Origin of the sequence: Acinetobacter sp. C32I, from assembly GCF_023702715.1 — a bacterium.
Classification (GTDB): domain Bacteria; phylum Pseudomonadota; class Gammaproteobacteria; order Pseudomonadales; family Moraxellaceae; genus Acinetobacter.
On record NZ_CP098480.1, the window covers coordinates 3,651,105 to 3,667,461 of the forward strand.

Below are 16,357 nucleotides of genomic sequence, written 5' to 3' on the forward strand. Positions count from 1 at the left end.
GATTAGCGAATTAAATTCAGCATCAATTGTTGAAACTTATGATATTGCGGCATGGTCATGGTTCTTAAGTGTCCACGTAATGCGGGAATATCCTGAATGTCACTGCGTTTACTGGCGGTTTGGAAAAGATTTTGTTCGCCGACATAACACATGATTTGCTCCTCATGATGATAAATTAAATCGCCTGTAAAATGTTGAAAAAAATCATGTAATTTTAAGGTCAGGCTAGGGCTGACTTCTTTTGCGAGTCGGTGTTGATCTAAGCCAAAAATATTCAATTCTTGGTTAATCAAAATATCGCTGCTTTGCCATGAACTGGTATAAGGTTCAAAAAAACGAGAACGTTGATTGCTGACCGCAATCCCTAAGGCTGGCATTTGAAAAATAAACGCGCCCCACAAGTCTTTATGGATTTCTTTAACGATTTTTTTATCTGTGCCTTGATCCTGCAGAATCGGCATTTCACTGACATAGTGATACTGAAACAGTAGAACTTGATGTTCTGTGTTGCCATCATGCCATGTGGTCGACGCGTATTGGGTAATTTCGTTAGATTCATTGCCGCGATTAAATAGGGGGAAATGTTGCTTTAGCTTGCTGATCACCAAAAGTGGTTGCGCTTGAATCGGTAAATAAGCCGGCAATTGCTGGAACTGCAAACCATAGCGTAATACGGTCATTCGTTCTTCTAGATAATTGATGACGCGTGTTAATGGCTCTTGTGGTTCATAGAGTAGATAGGCCAAAAAACCAGTCAAAAATGCCCCGAGTAGACTCCAGATATATTGAATATGCGGATGTAGAAAATAACCCAAAACCAAGGTGCCAATACTGATCAGTGCTAATAAATAGGGTAGGACATTAAAAAAACGCATGCTGTGATCGTCACGCCAAGGATGCAAGGCATCTAATAGAGCTTGATCACTATGCGCTTTCTGTCCAACATCCCACAGTCGTGCAATATTGCGAAAAACCTGCGCATTTTTTCTATGTCTGATGTGTAGCGCTTGTTGTACAGTGTCGATCGGCATGGAAATAATCGTTTCATTATAATTGGTCTGTCTTGTTTGAATTATGCGTTAAATTTCAGAAACTAAGAAGTCTATAATCTGCATCTAGTTGAGTTTTATTATTTTGAATGAATGACTTTTACCAAAGCTTTTTTATAGGAACAATCGACTAAACCGTAATTTAGTCGATTGATCAGTATTAAGCGTCGAGCTTATCCACCAACATTGCATCGCCATAACTAAAGAAGCGATAACGTTGCTCCACCGCATGGGTATAAGCAGCCAAGATATTGTCTCGATTCGATAGAGCAGACACCAACATCAGTAAGGTCGATTCTGGTAAATGGAAATTGGTAATCAAACGATCCACGATACAGAATTGATAACCTGGATAGATAAAGATTTGAGTATCACCTGTCCACGCTGCAATTTGACCTTGATTGGCTTGAGCTGCACTTTCTAAGGCACGGGTCGCCGTAGTTCCGACTGCAATGATTTTATTACCACGCGCTTTGGTGGCCAAAATCAGGTCAATGGTCGCTTGAGGTACGTCACACCATTCACTGTGCATAATGTGATTGGTAATGTCTGTGGTACGCACAGGCATAAAAGTCCCTGCACCGACATGTAGCGTGACAAAGGTCTTTTGCACGCCTTTGGCTGCTAGTTTTTCTAATAAGCCTTGGTCAAAATGCAGACTGGCTGTTGGCGCTGCAACACTGGCAATTTTTTCAGGGTCGTGGAACACGGTTTGATAACGTTCGGTATCAATCTCTTCGGCTTCACGGTTGAAATAAGGTGGAATCGGCAGTTGACCGTATTGATCCAGTACCGACAAAATTGGTTGTGAAAACTTCACCACAAACAGATTTTCATGGCGACCTTGTACCGTGACAGGAACAGCATCTTCACCGATATACAGTTCTGCACCTGCTTTGGGTGAGTTACTTGATTTGATATGGCAATGGGCAGTGTGGGTATCCAACATGCGTTCAACCAGAACTTCGATTGCACCACCTGTGGCACGTTTACCTTTTAAGCGCGCTTTCATGACTTTGGTGTCATTCAGTACCAGCAAATCACCATCTTCGAGCAGGTCAAGAATATCGGTAAAGGCGTGGTCGTGATATTGACCTTGCGCATCGATATGCAGCAGGCGAGATGCGCTACGGCTGTCTAATGGATAGCGAGCAATAAGTTCATCGGGGAGATCAAACGAAAAGTCGGAGAGTTGCATACATCTAAAACATTGCAAAAATTGGGCGTAGTATAGTCTTTTTTGGGTTTTCTCGCTGAGTTCGCGTGTTTATTGATAGAAAAATATCTGAGTGATTTAAAAGTGAGCAATAAGCGTGAGTTAGTGTTTGACAATAAAATCAAACAGGTTATTATACGCAACACAAAGCATCGCACTCTTCCCGAGGTGGTGAAATTGGTAGACGCGGCGGACTCAAAATCCGCTGTCAGAGATGACGTGTCGGTTCGAGTCCGACCCTCGGGACCAAGATTCAAAGACCCCAAGCTGGTATTAAAGGCTTGGGGTTTTTTAATGGGAAAATTTAATTTAAAAATTACAGGGCTGAAATATTTTTGATAAAGAGCAAGATTGGATACTCAATTATAAAATTGGTCATTTGATACCACATCAAATTTTAGTTGGGGGATTAAGGCTAATACAAAAAATAATTCAGTCTTAAGTCTGTGAAAAAGAGTACATTATCACCTAATAACAATGAATCGAATAGCTATAGTTGAATTAAGGAATAATAGTGCACTCGCCAAAATTTATAAAAGTAAATCATGATGCTGAAATTACTAACCCTTTTGATGGTGATTTATGGGATCGGAAAGCACTTGCTGATCGACTTGAGCAATTTATTGAACCGCTCAATATTGGTATGACGATTGCCCTTGATGCAGAATGGGGGGTAGGCAAAACTTGGTTCGTTAAAAATTGGATAAAACAACTTAAAGATCATGGATTTAAAGTTTTATATCTTGATGCATTTGCACAAGATTATGTAGACGATCCTTTTATTTCTATCTCTATGGAAATAGCGAAATGTTTAGAAGATGAGAAAGGTGGTACAGAAAAATTTGTCGAACATATTGGGGATATTTATAGAGCTGCTTTGCCTAGTTTCCCCATGATTTTGTGGACAATTACAACCACTTTGGTTGGAGCAGGTGCTTTAGCGAAACCATTCTCAGACATAATTGAGCGTCTCCAAGAGGGTAGTGGTGAAGCAGGTAAAGAAATTGGCAATTTGATTGATGATCAATTAAAAGCTCATCTATCAGCTCAAGTAGAAAATTATGAAAATGAAAAAAACTCATTACAATATTTTAAAGATGAACTAATCCATTTAACTAAAGACCTAGATAAGCCACTTGTTTTTGTAATAGATGAATTGGATCGATGTAAGCCTGAATTTGCCATACGTTTAATTGAGCGAATCAAACATTTCTTTGATGTACCCAATATTGTTTTTGTACTTTCTGTAAATAAAAAGCAGTTAGAGCAATCAATAAATAGTTCTTATGGATTTTCTGAAGATGCTAACTATCTAGAAAAATTTATTGATATAACAGTTCATTTGAAAAATAAAGAATTGGATGAGGAAAAGTATAAAAATATTTTAGATGAGTATGGTAAAAAATTAGGTATTCAGCAGTGGGAGAGTGGTTATCTACTTGCTTGTATGATTTATAAACCAAATGCCAGACAATTGATTAAAATATTGAATAGATATTCATTTCTCAAAATAAATCAAAACTCTGGTGGTTGCATGATTTTATTCATTGTTTTAATTTTTCAGGAACTTCGGTTGATTTCTCCATTTAATCAATCTAATTTTGTTCGTTACTTCCATGATTCACATTTTTCTGTTTTGAGTAATTATTATGAGGCTCAACGCTTGCGTTATGCACCCTCACAATATAATTATACTTTTTATGAATTTTTGAGTGATAGATACAAGCATCTTGGCGGGTTTTTAAAATACTTTTCAAATTCCGCTGGGCAGAAGAATAGTGATGTTCTAATTAGCTATTTCCCAAATGAAATTTCCAGTGCTGACCTTATTGAAAGCTGGGATTATTATATTCATGTTATTGGTAACTAATTTAAAAGGCAGGGCTGGTTCATCCTATATATTGAAGATTGACGAATAAGTTAAAAATATAAGAGGTCTATTGTTCCCGATGTTTAAATTTAATGAAATTTCACGTTTTGTTGCGAATTGATTGAATCAACAATTGCCTTTTCTGTTAAAGTTTGTTAATACTAAGTGATAGTTTTCACATTTTTTTTATAAAACGTAAAGAACCGTATAACGAAAATATTCGAGAGGCGGGAATGACGATTCAATTATTAGAACTACAGCAAGCCGAAAAGTTAAGTGCTTGTAAAATCTCTCTTTCTTTGGGGCTAACTTCAGAGCAGAATTTGCTTGAGCAATTTTTACAGTTCAACCGAAAACTGATGCAAGCCAGTACCGCATTGCTGTCATTTCACCAAGAACCTTACCTTTGGCATCGTTGCCCTGAAAAACTCAAAGCTATTGATTCTGCAAAAATTACTAAAAGTCTAAATACCCTATTTGTGAATGGAGATCTGGTCGATAGCAACCATCCGCAATACTCAACCTTACTGGCATTTCTCGCACCCCTAAAAAAGAAAATCCAAACCGCGATCGCTCTACATCTTAGACATCCAGACCAAACTTCACTTGGCTATATCATCCTGTTTGATGAGGCTGCACAAGGTTTTAGCGATCTACAAAAACAACTCCTGCAAGAACATTGTGTCAACTTCATGCAACAACTGGAATTGAAGTTTAACCATGACGAACTGAAAGAACTATACGAACAAGAAGCTGCACTCAATTTTAGTAAAACCAAATTCTTTTCGATTATTTCCCATGACTTACGTGCACCATTTCATGGGCTACTAGGCTTCTCAGAAATCTTAGCCAAAGAACGTGAAACCTTAGACGAGTCTAGCATTCAGAATATTGCCGACTATCTTTATGAGACTTCGCAATCGACCTATAACTTATTAGAAAGCTTGCTCAATTGGGCGATGGCGGAAGGTGGACGTTTTGTCTATCACCCGATCAATTTTAAGCTGCGCCAGATCACCAATATCGTGACCGATATCCTGAAAACTTTGGCGATTAAGAAGAATATTCAACTGATTAATGAAGTTGATGAAAATCTTAAAGTCTATGCTGATATGAATATGATCACCTCGGTGATTCAGAATTTGGTATCTAACGCGCTGAAATTTACCGATGTGGATGGTACGGGCAAAGTCTATATCCAAGCACAGCATAAAGGCACTTATGTTGAAGTCTATGTCAAAGACACTGGCCTCGGCATGACTCAACAACAAATCAACGATCTGTTCCAGCCACGGATTACCATGAGTTATAAAGGCACCGCAGGAGAGAAAGGTGCAGGTCTAGGCTTAAGTCTGTGTAAGCGCTTTGTAGAAATGAATCTGGGTGAAATCAATGTCAGCTCCAATGAAGGCGAAGGTACAGTGTTTACCGTGTTGCTGCCAATCGAACGTGAACAGGTTGATTTATGTACGGATCAACAAAAAAGCAAAGCTAAATTAGTCTAAAGAGATTTTAAAGATAAGCTTGTAACTGATATAACTAACCTAGATGACATGACATCAGTCGAGCCTTTTTATATGAATGCGCAACAGCTACAAAAAACCTTAGTTGCAAGCCAATATGCTGAACAAGTTTTAAATTTATACACATTACAATTAGAACAAGACTATTCCGAAGATCAATTTCTTGACTCGCTGTCGACTGAAACCATTTATCAAAAAGTGCAACTGGCTGTGGCGGAAGTCACTGATGAACAATCATGGATGAAAGCCTTACGCGTACTCCGTGCCAAGCTCATGTTTCGCTGGATTTGGCAAGATGCCAATCAACTGACCAATGTGGTGACGTTGACACGTGAGTTATCCGATTTTGCCGATGCCAGTATTTGTGCCGCCAAAGCTTTTGCATTACCGCCTTTATTAGCCAAACATGGCGAGCCAATTGGTTATTCAGGTCAGTTACAAGACCTGATTGTGATTGGCATGGGCAAGCTCGGTGCCCAAGAGCTAAATCTTTCCAGTGATATTGACCTGATTTTTGCCTTCGATGAACAAGGCGAAACCAATGGGCGTAAATGTATTGATGTACAGCAGTTCTGCATTCTGTGGGGACAGAAGCTGATTTATCTGCTCGATCATATTACCGCTGATGGTTTTGTGTTCCGTGTTGATATGCGTTTGCGTCCGTGGGGCGATGGTTCGGCATTGGCAATTAGCCATAGTGGTCTAGAAAAATATCTGAGCCAGCATGGGCGTGAATGGGAACGTTATGCCTGGATTAAGGCGCGCGTGATTACAGGTGGCAAAGCGGGCGAAGAATTGCTCGACATGTCGCGTCCTTTTGTATTCCGTCGTTATGTCGATTATTCCGCTTTCGCCGCCATGCGTGAAATGAAAGCCATGATCGAGCGTGAAGTCATGCGTCGTAATATCGAAGAAGATATTAAGCTTGGTGCAGGTGGGATTCGTGAAATCGAGTTCATCGTGCAGGTGTTCCAGTTGATCTATGGTGGATCGAAGCGTGAACTGCAAGATCGCCAATGTTTGGTCAATTTGCATCATTTGGGTGAAGCTGAATTGCTGGATCAGCAAGCAGTGATTGATTTGGAAGATGCCTATCTATTCCTAAGACGTGTCGAACACGCGATTCAAGCCTTGAATGATCAGCAAACTCAATCCTTGCCAACCGAACCTGAACTCAGACAACGGATGTTGGATACGCTTGGCTTTGCCGATTGGGCTGCCTTCTTGGATGTGTTGAATCAGAAACGTGACAAGGTCAAAGTCCAGTTTAAGCAGTTGATTCAGGAAAAAGAGTTTGCTGAGCCAGTTGATGATTTTGTGCAGCTTGAGCAAAAACTCAATGCCGTATTGGATGATGATGCCAAGAATTTAATTCAAAACTTTTGGCATGGTCAGGCATTACGCAAAATCCCAGCCAGTGCCTTAGAGCGTTTAAAGAAGTTCTGGCCACATTTGATCGAAGCGATTTTACAGTCGGATCAACCACAAATGGCGCTATTGCGTTTGATGCCATTGGTTGAATCGGTGCTGCGTCGTACCGTCTATCTGGTCATGTTGATGGAAAGTCGTGGCGCGTTACAGCGACTGGTCAAGATGGCAACGGTTAGTCCATGGATCTGTGAAGAACTGGCGCAGTATCCTGTGTTGTTGGATGAATTCCTGTCGATGGATTTTGGTCTGCCACAACGCAAAGATCTGGAAGATTCACTGCGTCAACAATTGCTACGCATCGAGATTGATCAAGTTGAAGATCAGATGCGGGTGTTGCGCTTATTTAAAAAGAGTAATGTATTGACGGTTGCCGCCAGTGATGTACTGGCAGAAAGTCCATTGATGAAAGTCTCCGATGCCCTGACTGATATTGCTGAAGTCAGTGTACAGGCGACTTTGCGTTTGGCTTATGAGGCGGTTGCACAGCGTCATGGCTATCCTGTTGGAAATGATGGACAGCGTTGCAGTCTCGATAACAAAGGCTTTGCCGTGATTGCCTATGGCAAATTGGGTGGCATTGAGTTGGGTTATGGTTCAGATTTAGATTTGGTGTTTATCCATGCCTTTGAAGAGCAAAGTGAAACCGATGGCCGTAAGGGCATTAGTGGGGCCGAGTTTGCCATTCGTGTGGCACAGAAGTTTATGTCCCTGATGACCACGCAAACCTTGGACGGGCGTGTCTATGAAATTGACACCCGTCTGCGGCCATCGGGTGAAGCGGGGATGCTGGTCACCAGTTTAAAAGCTTATGAGCAATATCAACAAAAGAGTGCCTGGTTATGGGAGCATCAAGCCTTGGTGCGTGCTCGCTCAATTGCGGGAGATGCTGGATTATGCACGCAATTTGAACAGATCCGCTGTCAAATCTTGACGCAAGTACGTGATGAAAATGTGGTGCGTGAAGAAGTGTTGAAAATGCGTCAAAAGATGAAAGATCATTTGGGATCATCTTCTGAGCAAAAAAAACATGGGATTTTTCATTTAAAACAGGACTCAGGTGGTATCGTTGATATCGAATTTATGGCACAGTATGCTGTGCTTGCATGGAGTGGGACGAATACAGATCTCGCCCATTTTTCCGATAATGTAAGAATTCTAGAAGATGCTGCTAAAGCAGGCTGCTTATCCAGTGAAGATGCCACAGCATTAATACACGCTTATCTCCGTGAACGAGCTGAGAGCCACCGTCTAGCGCTTGCAAATCAATCTATGCAAGTCAATGCTGCGGATTGGCACGATACCCGCGAGATCGTTTGCAAGTTATGGCAAAGATTAATTGATCCAACTGCGCAAGCAGTGGAAAGTGAATAATTGTGTAAAAAGAAAATGGAGTATGTGCGATGAGTTTGGCTGATCGTGATGGTTTTATTTGGCAAGATGGAAAATTAGTTGATTGGCGTGATGCAAAAATTCACGTCTTAACTCATACACTACACTACAGCATGGGTGTCTTTGAAGGCGTCAGAGCTTACGAAACCCCGAATGGTACAGCAATCTTCCGTTTGCAAGATCATACTAAACGCTTATTAAATTCAGCAAAAATTTATCAAATGAATGTTCCATTTGATCAAGCGACACTAGAACAAGCACAAATCGATGTGGTGCGTGAAAATAAATTAGCATCTTGCTATTTACGTCCATTGATTTGGATTGGTTCTGAAAAACTCGGTATTGCCGCAACAGACAACACCATTCATGCCGCAGTTGCAGCATGGGGCTGGGGTGCATACCTAGGTGAAGAAGCAATGGCACGTGGTATTCGTGTGAAAACCTCTTCATTCACGCATCACCATCCAAACGTGACCATGTGCAAAGCAAAGGCATGCGGTAACTATACCGTGTCGATCTTGGCACATCAGGAAGTGGCACGTTCAGGTTATGACGAAGCAATGTTGCTTGACCCACAAGGCTTTGTTTGCCAAGGTGCAGGCGAGAACGTATTCCTGATTAAAGATGGCGTGTTGCATACCCCTGATTTAGCAGGCGGAGCGTTAGAAGGGATTACTCGTCAAACCGTGATTACCATTGCTAAAGACCTGGGTTATGAAGTGGTTGAACGTCGTATTACTCGTGATGAATTCTACATTGCCGATGAAGCATTCTTTACAGGTACTGCTGCGGAAGTAACCCCGATTCGTGAATATGATGATCGTGAAATTGGTTGTGGTTCGCGTGGCCCGATTACCACTGTGATTCAAAAGACTTTCTTTGATGCAGTACAAGGTCGCAATGACAAATATGCACACTGGTTAACTTATATTAAATAAGCTGTAATCGTGCACAAAGGCGAAGCTTAGGCTTCGCTTTTTTATTGCCTGACTGTCAAGAGATTGCAATAAAAGCATCATCAATCTTTCATTTTTGTCGATTAGCTTGGTCTCTAAGCACACTTAAATATAGAGAAAGAATGAAAATTACAGTTGTGGGTGCGGGTTATGTTGGCTTATCAAATGCCTTATTATTTTCCAAACAACACGATGTTATTGTCTTAGATATTGATAAAAATAGAGTCAAGCATATCAATCAAAAGGTATCTCCGATTAGTGATACTTGTATTCAAAGTTATTTATCCGAGTCTCATATTGAAGCGACTTGCGATAAAGTGTTGGCGTACCAAGACGCTAAGTTAATCGTGATTGCAACACCAACGAACTATAATCCTGAAACTAATTATTTTGATACTTCAAGTATTGAGGCTGTGATTGAGGATATTCAAGCCATTAATCCCAAGGCCTTAATGCTGATCAAATCGACTGTACCCGTAGGATATACTGTAGAAACTTCAAAGAAATTAGGCCTGAAAAATTTAATCTTTTCACCTGAGTTTTTACGCGAGGGACAGGCCTTACAAGATAACTTGTATCCGTCTCGTATTATTGTAGGAGAGAAATCCAAGCGTGCGGAAAAGATAGCTAAGCTCTATCTTAAAGCAACTATTAAAAAAGATACTGTACTGCTCTGCGTAGATTCGACTGAAGCAGAAGCGATTAAGTTGTTTTCCAATACTTATTTAGCCATGCGAGTGGCCTTCTTTAATGAACTTGATACCTATTGTATGAAGCATCAATTAAGTGCATTGGATATTATTAAGGGAGTAGCGCTTGATCAGCGTATTGGTGACCACTATAACAATCCATCCTTTGGTTATGGAGGCTATTGTTTGCCGAAAGACACCAAACAGTTGTTGGCGAACTATCATGAAACACCACAAGAGTTAATTTCAGCTATTATTCGTTCTAATCAAACGCGGAAACAGGCGATAATTGAAGATATTCTCAGTCGTAAAGTTGCAAGTGTTGGCGTGTATCGTCTGACCATGAAAGCAGATTCGGATAACTTTAGGGAGTCGGCTGTACATGATGTATTGCAAGGATTGGCGGAACAGGGGATCCAAATTATCATCTATGAACCGACGCTGGATGCGAAAGCATACATGGGGCATCCTGTTGAACCCAGCCTACAAAAGTTTAAATCTAAATCTGATTTGATTATTGTCAATCGCATGGTGCCGATGTTTAGCGATGTAATGGAAAAGATTTATACCCGAGATTTGTTTGGGGTGAATTAGTATTATTTTGAGTACGATCAATAATAAATATGCTAAAAGGATTGACGAATTAATACTAAAAAAAATGATGAGCTCTATGCTAAGATGAGGGCACATTCAGTGCATATGATTGAACATGTTTAAGATTCTAATAACACGTGTGCCTTCATATCTCAAGCATTTAAGGTTATCAGATGGTAGATATTCAACAAAACTCGGCAACTCATGAAGACAATGTGATCTTGTGCATGAAATGGGGAACCAAATATGGTGCTGAGTACGTTAATCGTCTATATAACATGGTGAAACGTCATCTGACTTTGCCTTTTAAAATGATCTGTTTGACAGATCGTACCGAAGGAATTGACCCGAATATTCAATGTTTTCCGATTCCATCTTTAGATTTGCCAGAAGGTAGCCCTGAGCGTGGTTGGAATAAGCTATCGACCTTTGAGCCTGATCTATATGGATTAAAAGGCAATGCGCTGTTTCTCGATCTGGATGTAGTCATCATTGATAATATTGACTGCTTCTTTGAAGCGGAAGGTGAGTTCTTGGTGATTCATGACTGGAAACGCCCGTGGCGAATTACAGGTAATAGCTCAGTTTATCGCTTCAAGCTTGGCGCTTTCCCTGAAATTCTGCCGTACTTCCGCGAAAATTTTGATGAAGTTCGTCAAAAGTTCCGTAACGAACAAGAGTATCTATCTTGGTTCGTACATAAAGAGGGTAAGCTCAGCTACTGGAATAAAGATTGGTGTAAGAGCTATAAATACCATTGCCTAAGAACCGTTCCATTTGCTTATTTTCAGCCGCCAATTAAGCCCAAAGGCGCAAAAATTATTATTTTCCATGGTGAGATTAATCCACCTGATGCAATTAGTGGTGGTGGTGGTAAATGGTATCGCTATGTATTGCCATCAGACTGGATCAAAGATGCGTGGCAATAACTGTAAACAAATAACAGATTGAGATTGAGACATGAGCGCTAGCATACAACCCATTGATATTGTGATTGCTTGGGTTGATGGGAATGATCTCAACCTGAAAAATAAACGACAGCAATATTTAGGGCAACAAGAAGCCTCAAATGCTGTAGAAGCAACTCGTTTCGCCAGTAATGATGAAATCTATTTCTGTATTGCCTCAATTTTAAAATATGTACCATATTGTGGGAAAATTTATGTAATAACTGATCAACAGAAGCCAGTCTGGCTTGATCAGTTTGAACAACAAGGTTTATGCGCTGTAGGCAAGATTCAAGTAGTTGATCATCAGCAATTATTCCGTAATTATGAAGCGGCATTGCCGACATTTAACTCCTTGAGCATCGAAACAATGCTTTGGAATATTGAGGGCATATCGGATTATTTTATTTATTTGAATGATGATTTCTTTTTCAATCAACTTTCTCAACAGCAGGACTTCTTGCTCAATGAGCAAATGGTGATCTATGGGCATTGGGAAAGCAATTTAATTAAGAAAGCAAAATATCTTTTTAGAAAATTTATTCAAAACCAATTTGGTAAGGTTGCGCAGCCTAAATATTCGATTGCTCAAATGCTAAGTGCAGATTGTATTGGGCTAAATCGTTATTATGAAATACATCATCGTCCGCACATTTTAAGTAAAGTGCTTCTAACAACGTATTTTGAACAGAATGTTGGGTTATTACAGCGACAGATTTCCTATCGATTTAGAAATATCGATCAGATCTTACCTGTTGGGCTATCGAATCACTTGGCGATTCTGCAGCAACGGGCTGTTTTAAAACCAGATGTTGATATTGCCTATTTGAAAGATAGCCGTGATCTCGGTTCATTTATACAGGCTTTATCTAACGAACAGATCAAATTTGGATGTATACAAAGTCTGGATCAATTGAATAAACAGGATGAAGCGCGTGTCCGTCTCGGCCTCATCGAAAAGTTTAGAGATGTTTTGCCTAGCCAAATTCAACCGACGATTGCAGAACAAGCAAAGGATAAATGATGAAAGTTGAAACGTATCTGATTAACCTTGATGGTAGTGATCAACGCTTGGCCAGTGCGACAGCGCAATTGCAGCAAGCGGGTTGGCTATTTGCTCGTTTTTCGGCCTATGATGGACGTGGTAAGGCCTTATCTGAGTTCGAACAGTACGATGATACAGAGGCTCAACGAATTTTAGGTCGTAGTTTGATCAACTCGGAGTTAGGGTGTTATCTAAGTCATTATGGTTGTGCTGAAAAGTTTCTTGAAAGTGATGCAGATTATTTGGTGGTTTTAGAGGATGACATTCAGGTTCTACCTAATTTTAAGCAGAATCTTGAGTCGCTGCTGAATTATCTGGATCAACATAAAGAATTAGATTGGTATGTAGTGAACATAGCGGCGAAAAAGAAAAAGCTCGCCAAAGATATTGTGCAGATGGATCACTATAACCTTTGGCATGCTTACTATTTTCCAATTCGCGGTGTGGGATTACTCTGGTCACGTAAAGGCGCAGAAGAATTTGTCAAAATAGGTAAAAATATAAATGTGCCTGTTGATATCTTCTTTCAGAGTTGGTTGAGTAAAAATGGAAAGGGCTTAGGTGTATGGCAGCCCTTTGTACAGCCTGCTGGATTAGACAGCGATATTTTAGGTACGGTTGCAACACAGGGTATTCAGCGTAAAGACTTGGAAAAGCGCGATTCGTCTCATGGTTTAAAGAAACAGAAGCGAATGTGGCGTGACCGTTTTTATGCTTTTAAGCATCTTTACTTTTAATTAAATATTCTGGGCAAATCACTTGAGTAAAAAGCTGAGGTGATTTGAAGATATGGCTGAGTGATCTGTATGAAAATATTTAAAAAAATATTCTATCTCTTAAAGTTTTATACGATGTACTCGAATAAACAGAGAAGGGTAAACGAAGCCATAGACAATGAAGCAGATCTGATTGTACTTGATCCGACTATTTCTGATGCGCTCATTCCAAAGAAAATCTGGATGTATTGGGAAGGACCACTGGCTGGATTTGTGGAAAAATGTGTTGAACAGGTTAAAAAGACCAATCCGGATTATGAGGTTCATTTTCTCACACCAGATACAGTGAAAAACTTTTGTGATATTGATTTTGCTCGTTTCCCAAAGGCAACACCACAACAAAAGGCCGATTTACTTCGTTTTGAGTTGATTTATCAATATGGTGGCATTTGGTTGGATGCAAGCATCCTTGTTTATGAAAGCTTAGACTGGATTCAGGAACTGATTGCGAAGAATAATACCAACAGCTTTGCCTATTACCGTGCCAAGAATACAACACTTAAAGATTTTCCTGTCTTAGAGAATTGGTTATTGGCCAGCGCAGAGAAAAATATCTTCTTTAAAGAATGGTTTGATGAGTTGGCGAAAGCCATTGAAATGACGCCTAAAGCCTATCTGCAAAAATTGAAAGAAACAGAACCTGATTATCAGGATATGTTTCAACAGATTGGTCGTCTGGAATATCTAGTGGCGTATGTGGCCTGTCAGAAAGTGATGCGTAATCATTTGCCGAGTATGTGCTTAATTAACTGTGATCAAAATGCGCTGTATTTTCAGGTAAAGCACCAATGGGTGAAAGAAAAAGTACTGATCGATATGGCAATCAACTACCCACCTCAGCAAATGCCAAAGCTGATCAAGCTTGCAGGGAAGGAAAGAAAAACCCTGAGTCATTATTATGAAAAGGGCATGTATCTGGAAGGTTCTCTGCTCGATATCTAAAACAAGAGCTTTCAGGGTTTAAAGTAAGGTTTTCGGGTCAATCTTCTCAAATGCTTGTACAGCACTGCTTTGAGACAGGTTGAAAACTTTAATCTCTTTTTCTTTAAATAGCGTTGCAGCGACATCAAAGGCTTGAAATACTTCATTGACATGATGATTTAAGGTCGTTGGTTGCTGTCCGTCAATGCTTTCATAAAAACGTGGCTGAGAAAAATTATTCATGTCTAAACCCGCGATATAAATTTCTTTATATCCCAGAGTAAAGAGAATCTGAAGGGCAACATAAGCCACGGTAAAATAGTCAAAAGTACCTTTATAAACATCGAGTGAGAAACCCATGTCTTTGTGAATAAAGAAGTCAGTTTCATTTTGATCAAAGTGTCTAGCATGCTCTAGAAAGGTTTCGACTTGACCATCAGTAATTGTTTCAATGGTTTTGATCTGACAATGAATATCTTCAATCCGAACGTGTCTTAAAATCAGGTCTAGGCAACGTGGTGTTGTGTAAAACGTGCAATCGCTATTCAAGACTTTTTGGACCAGATCGAAACGGCAGTTCACAAAGTTATGATCAATAATGACATAACTAGAAAATGGAATTGAATCAAATGCGATGGCACCGTTGACCCCGATATAATCGCTATCGCCTTGATGCAGAATTTCGGGATCTAGTTGTTGAATAGAAGGGCCTGTCGCCACTAGCATACATTTTTTATGAGAAATTTTTGCTGGAAGGAGATTATTGGACACCAGTTTTTTCTTAAAATAAATTTTCTCAATACGGTTCTGTGAATCGCGCTCCACGCTATAAAGTGGCCAGTAGCGACGATTATGTTTTGCTGCTTTAGGGAACAAAAGCTTATAAACCAATTTATAAATACTTCTAGAAATGCGATCTGAAAAGAAGTGAACCATTTAAAAACTCATTTATAAAATCATTGAGACGAATGAAACTAGATAACTTGGTTTAGGTCATCTAGTTTCGATTGATATTAGTCGTCTAAAGAAAAGCTTTTCTTTTTCAATTTGGTTTTTAGACTATGTAATGAACGAGCAAACCAATTTCTATCTTCTGGGCGAGTTACTTTGTTGCCGCGATAATGAATTTGGGTCGCTTTAGAAAAATCACCAAAGGGCTCAATACGGTAGTTCTCTGGGCGATAACCCGCTGCAATGGCTTCTTGATAATATTGGTCGAACAGTTCAGTCAGGTCTTCACGTGGGTGCGGCATGATTTTACCGTCGAACCAGTGTTTTTGCCCTTCAGCCTCTAAACGAGGTAAGGAGTATTTATGGCTGAATTGTGTGCCCATATCTGAATAATGCAAGATTTTGATTTGGTCTGCGGCTAAACCTTCACCATCAATATTGTTATATGAGTCCTGATAAGATTGAACCAACTTTGGTTTATCTTTTAAAAGCTGCATCAATTTTTTATGGCTCTCTGGATCTGCCTGAATATCTTTTAATGGAGGAAGGTATTGTTTGGCTTTCTCACAATCCCAAACACAAGTACACAGCCTAGCTGAGTTCTTTCCACCTTTTGCAATCACGATTGCTTCGTCCTTTTTAGGATGTGCCCAAAGTTCTGAAATGTCACATAACACCACAACATCCGCATCCATATAAATGGCACGACCTTCGAAATTACATGACTCTGGGATTGCCCATCTAAAACCTGAAAAAGGCGTTGCCCAATGTTCCGTATGCCAGCCTTCACCTGATTGTTGATTGGTATACCATGGACTATTTGGATCCTGACTAAGCTGCATCCATATGATTTCAACGGGATGTTTGGTATGCTTGCGGACACTATAGTCCAGTACCATCATTTGCTCTAAGTCGCAGTTGTTTGGGTCACAACCAACGAAAATTTTAATTGTGGAGTTAGACATGACTAGCTTCCAGTTTTAAGGCTTTATTGTTAATT

General features: G+C 40.0%; 13 protein-coding genes and 1 tRNA gene. 10 read left to right on the forward strand and 4 right to left on the reverse strand.

Annotation, left to right across the window (positions count from 1 at the left end):
* Nucleotides 1–2: 2 nt before the first annotated feature.
* A complete protein-coding gene (locus NDN13_RS17480; protein WP_251116353.1) occupies nucleotides 3–1,031 on the reverse strand; it encodes a hypothetical protein in 1,029 nt (342 codons plus the stop codon).
* A 178-nt stretch (nucleotides 1,032–1,209) separates the two neighbouring features.
* Nucleotides 1,210–2,247 carry a tRNA preQ1(34) S-adenosylmethionine ribosyltransferase-isomerase QueA gene (gene queA, locus NDN13_RS17485; RefSeq protein ID WP_251116354.1) on the reverse strand — a complete coding sequence of 346 codons (1,038 nt, stop codon included), beginning with the start codon at nucleotides 2,245–2,247 and terminating at the stop codon, nucleotides 1,210–1,212.
* A 180-nt stretch (nucleotides 2,248–2,427) separates the two neighbouring features.
* Here queA and NDN13_RS17490 point away from each other — a divergent pair.
* The 10 genes from NDN13_RS17490 to NDN13_RS17535 all read left to right on the forward strand — a co-directional run bounded on the left by NDN13_RS17490 (nucleotide 2,428) and on the right by NDN13_RS17535 (nucleotide 14,427).
* Nucleotides 2,428–2,514, forward strand: a tRNA-Leu gene (locus NDN13_RS17490).
* Nucleotides 2,515–2,779: 265 nt separating this feature from the next.
* Complete coding sequence (locus tag NDN13_RS17495) at nucleotides 2,780–4,135, forward strand: KAP family P-loop NTPase fold protein (protein WP_251116355.1); 1,356 nt, start codon at nucleotides 2,780–2,782, stop codon at nucleotides 4,133–4,135.
* Nucleotides 4,136–4,368: 233 nt separating this feature from the next.
* A complete protein-coding gene (locus NDN13_RS17500; RefSeq protein ID WP_251116356.1) occupies nucleotides 4,369–5,640 on the forward strand; it encodes a sensor histidine kinase in 1,272 nt (423 codons plus the stop codon).
* Nucleotides 5,641–5,712: 72 nt separating this feature from the next.
* Complete coding sequence (gene glnE, locus NDN13_RS17505) at nucleotides 5,713–8,460, forward strand: bifunctional [glutamate--ammonia ligase]-adenylyl-L-tyrosine phosphorylase/[glutamate--ammonia-ligase] adenylyltransferase (protein ID WP_251116357.1); 2,748 nt, start codon at nucleotides 5,713–5,715, stop codon at nucleotides 8,458–8,460.
* 29 nt (nucleotides 8,461–8,489) lie between these two features.
* On the forward strand, nucleotides 8,490–9,416 hold the full coding sequence (locus NDN13_RS17510) for a branched-chain amino acid transaminase (protein ID WP_004652473.1): 927 nt from the start codon (nucleotides 8,490–8,492) through the stop codon (nucleotides 9,414–9,416).
* 140 nt (nucleotides 9,417–9,556) lie between these two features.
* Entirely contained in the window at nucleotides 9,557–10,717 is a 1,161-nt protein-coding gene (locus NDN13_RS17515) for a nucleotide sugar dehydrogenase (protein ID WP_251116358.1), read from the forward strand.
* A 173-nt stretch (nucleotides 10,718–10,890) separates the two neighbouring features.
* Nucleotides 10,891–11,646, forward strand: coding sequence for a glycosyltransferase (locus tag NDN13_RS17520; RefSeq protein WP_251116359.1), 756 nt, complete (start codon nucleotides 10,891–10,893; stop codon nucleotides 11,644–11,646).
* Nucleotides 11,647–11,677: 31 nt separating this feature from the next.
* Nucleotides 11,678–12,688 carry a stealth family protein gene (locus NDN13_RS17525; RefSeq protein WP_251116360.1) on the forward strand — a complete coding sequence of 337 codons (1,011 nt, stop codon included), beginning with the start codon at nucleotides 11,678–11,680 and terminating at the stop codon, nucleotides 12,686–12,688.
* Complete coding sequence (locus NDN13_RS17530) at nucleotides 12,688–13,446, forward strand: glycosyltransferase family 25 protein (protein WP_251118263.1); 759 nt, start codon at nucleotides 12,688–12,690, stop codon at nucleotides 13,444–13,446. Before NDN13_RS17525 ends, NDN13_RS17530 begins: the two co-directional genes overlap by 1 nt.
* Before the next feature lie 69 nt (nucleotides 13,447–13,515).
* Complete coding sequence (locus NDN13_RS17535) at nucleotides 13,516–14,427, forward strand: glycosyltransferase family 32 protein (RefSeq protein WP_251116361.1); 912 nt, start codon at nucleotides 13,516–13,518, stop codon at nucleotides 14,425–14,427.
* A gap of 18 nt (nucleotides 14,428–14,445) precedes the next feature.
* Here the strand turns inward: NDN13_RS17535 and NDN13_RS17540 are convergent, their stop codons facing one another.
* Both NDN13_RS17540 and NDN13_RS17545 read right to left on the reverse strand, forming a co-directional pair.
* Complete coding sequence (locus tag NDN13_RS17540; RefSeq protein ID WP_251116362.1) at nucleotides 14,446–15,342, reverse strand: WaaZ-like lipopolysaccharide core biosynthesis protein; 897 nt, start codon at nucleotides 15,340–15,342, stop codon at nucleotides 14,446–14,448.
* A 77-nt stretch (nucleotides 15,343–15,419) separates the two neighbouring features.
* Complete coding sequence (locus tag NDN13_RS17545; protein WP_251116363.1) at nucleotides 15,420–16,322, reverse strand: glycosyltransferase family protein; 903 nt, start codon at nucleotides 16,320–16,322, stop codon at nucleotides 15,420–15,422.
* Nucleotides 16,323–16,357: the final 35 nt, after the last annotated feature.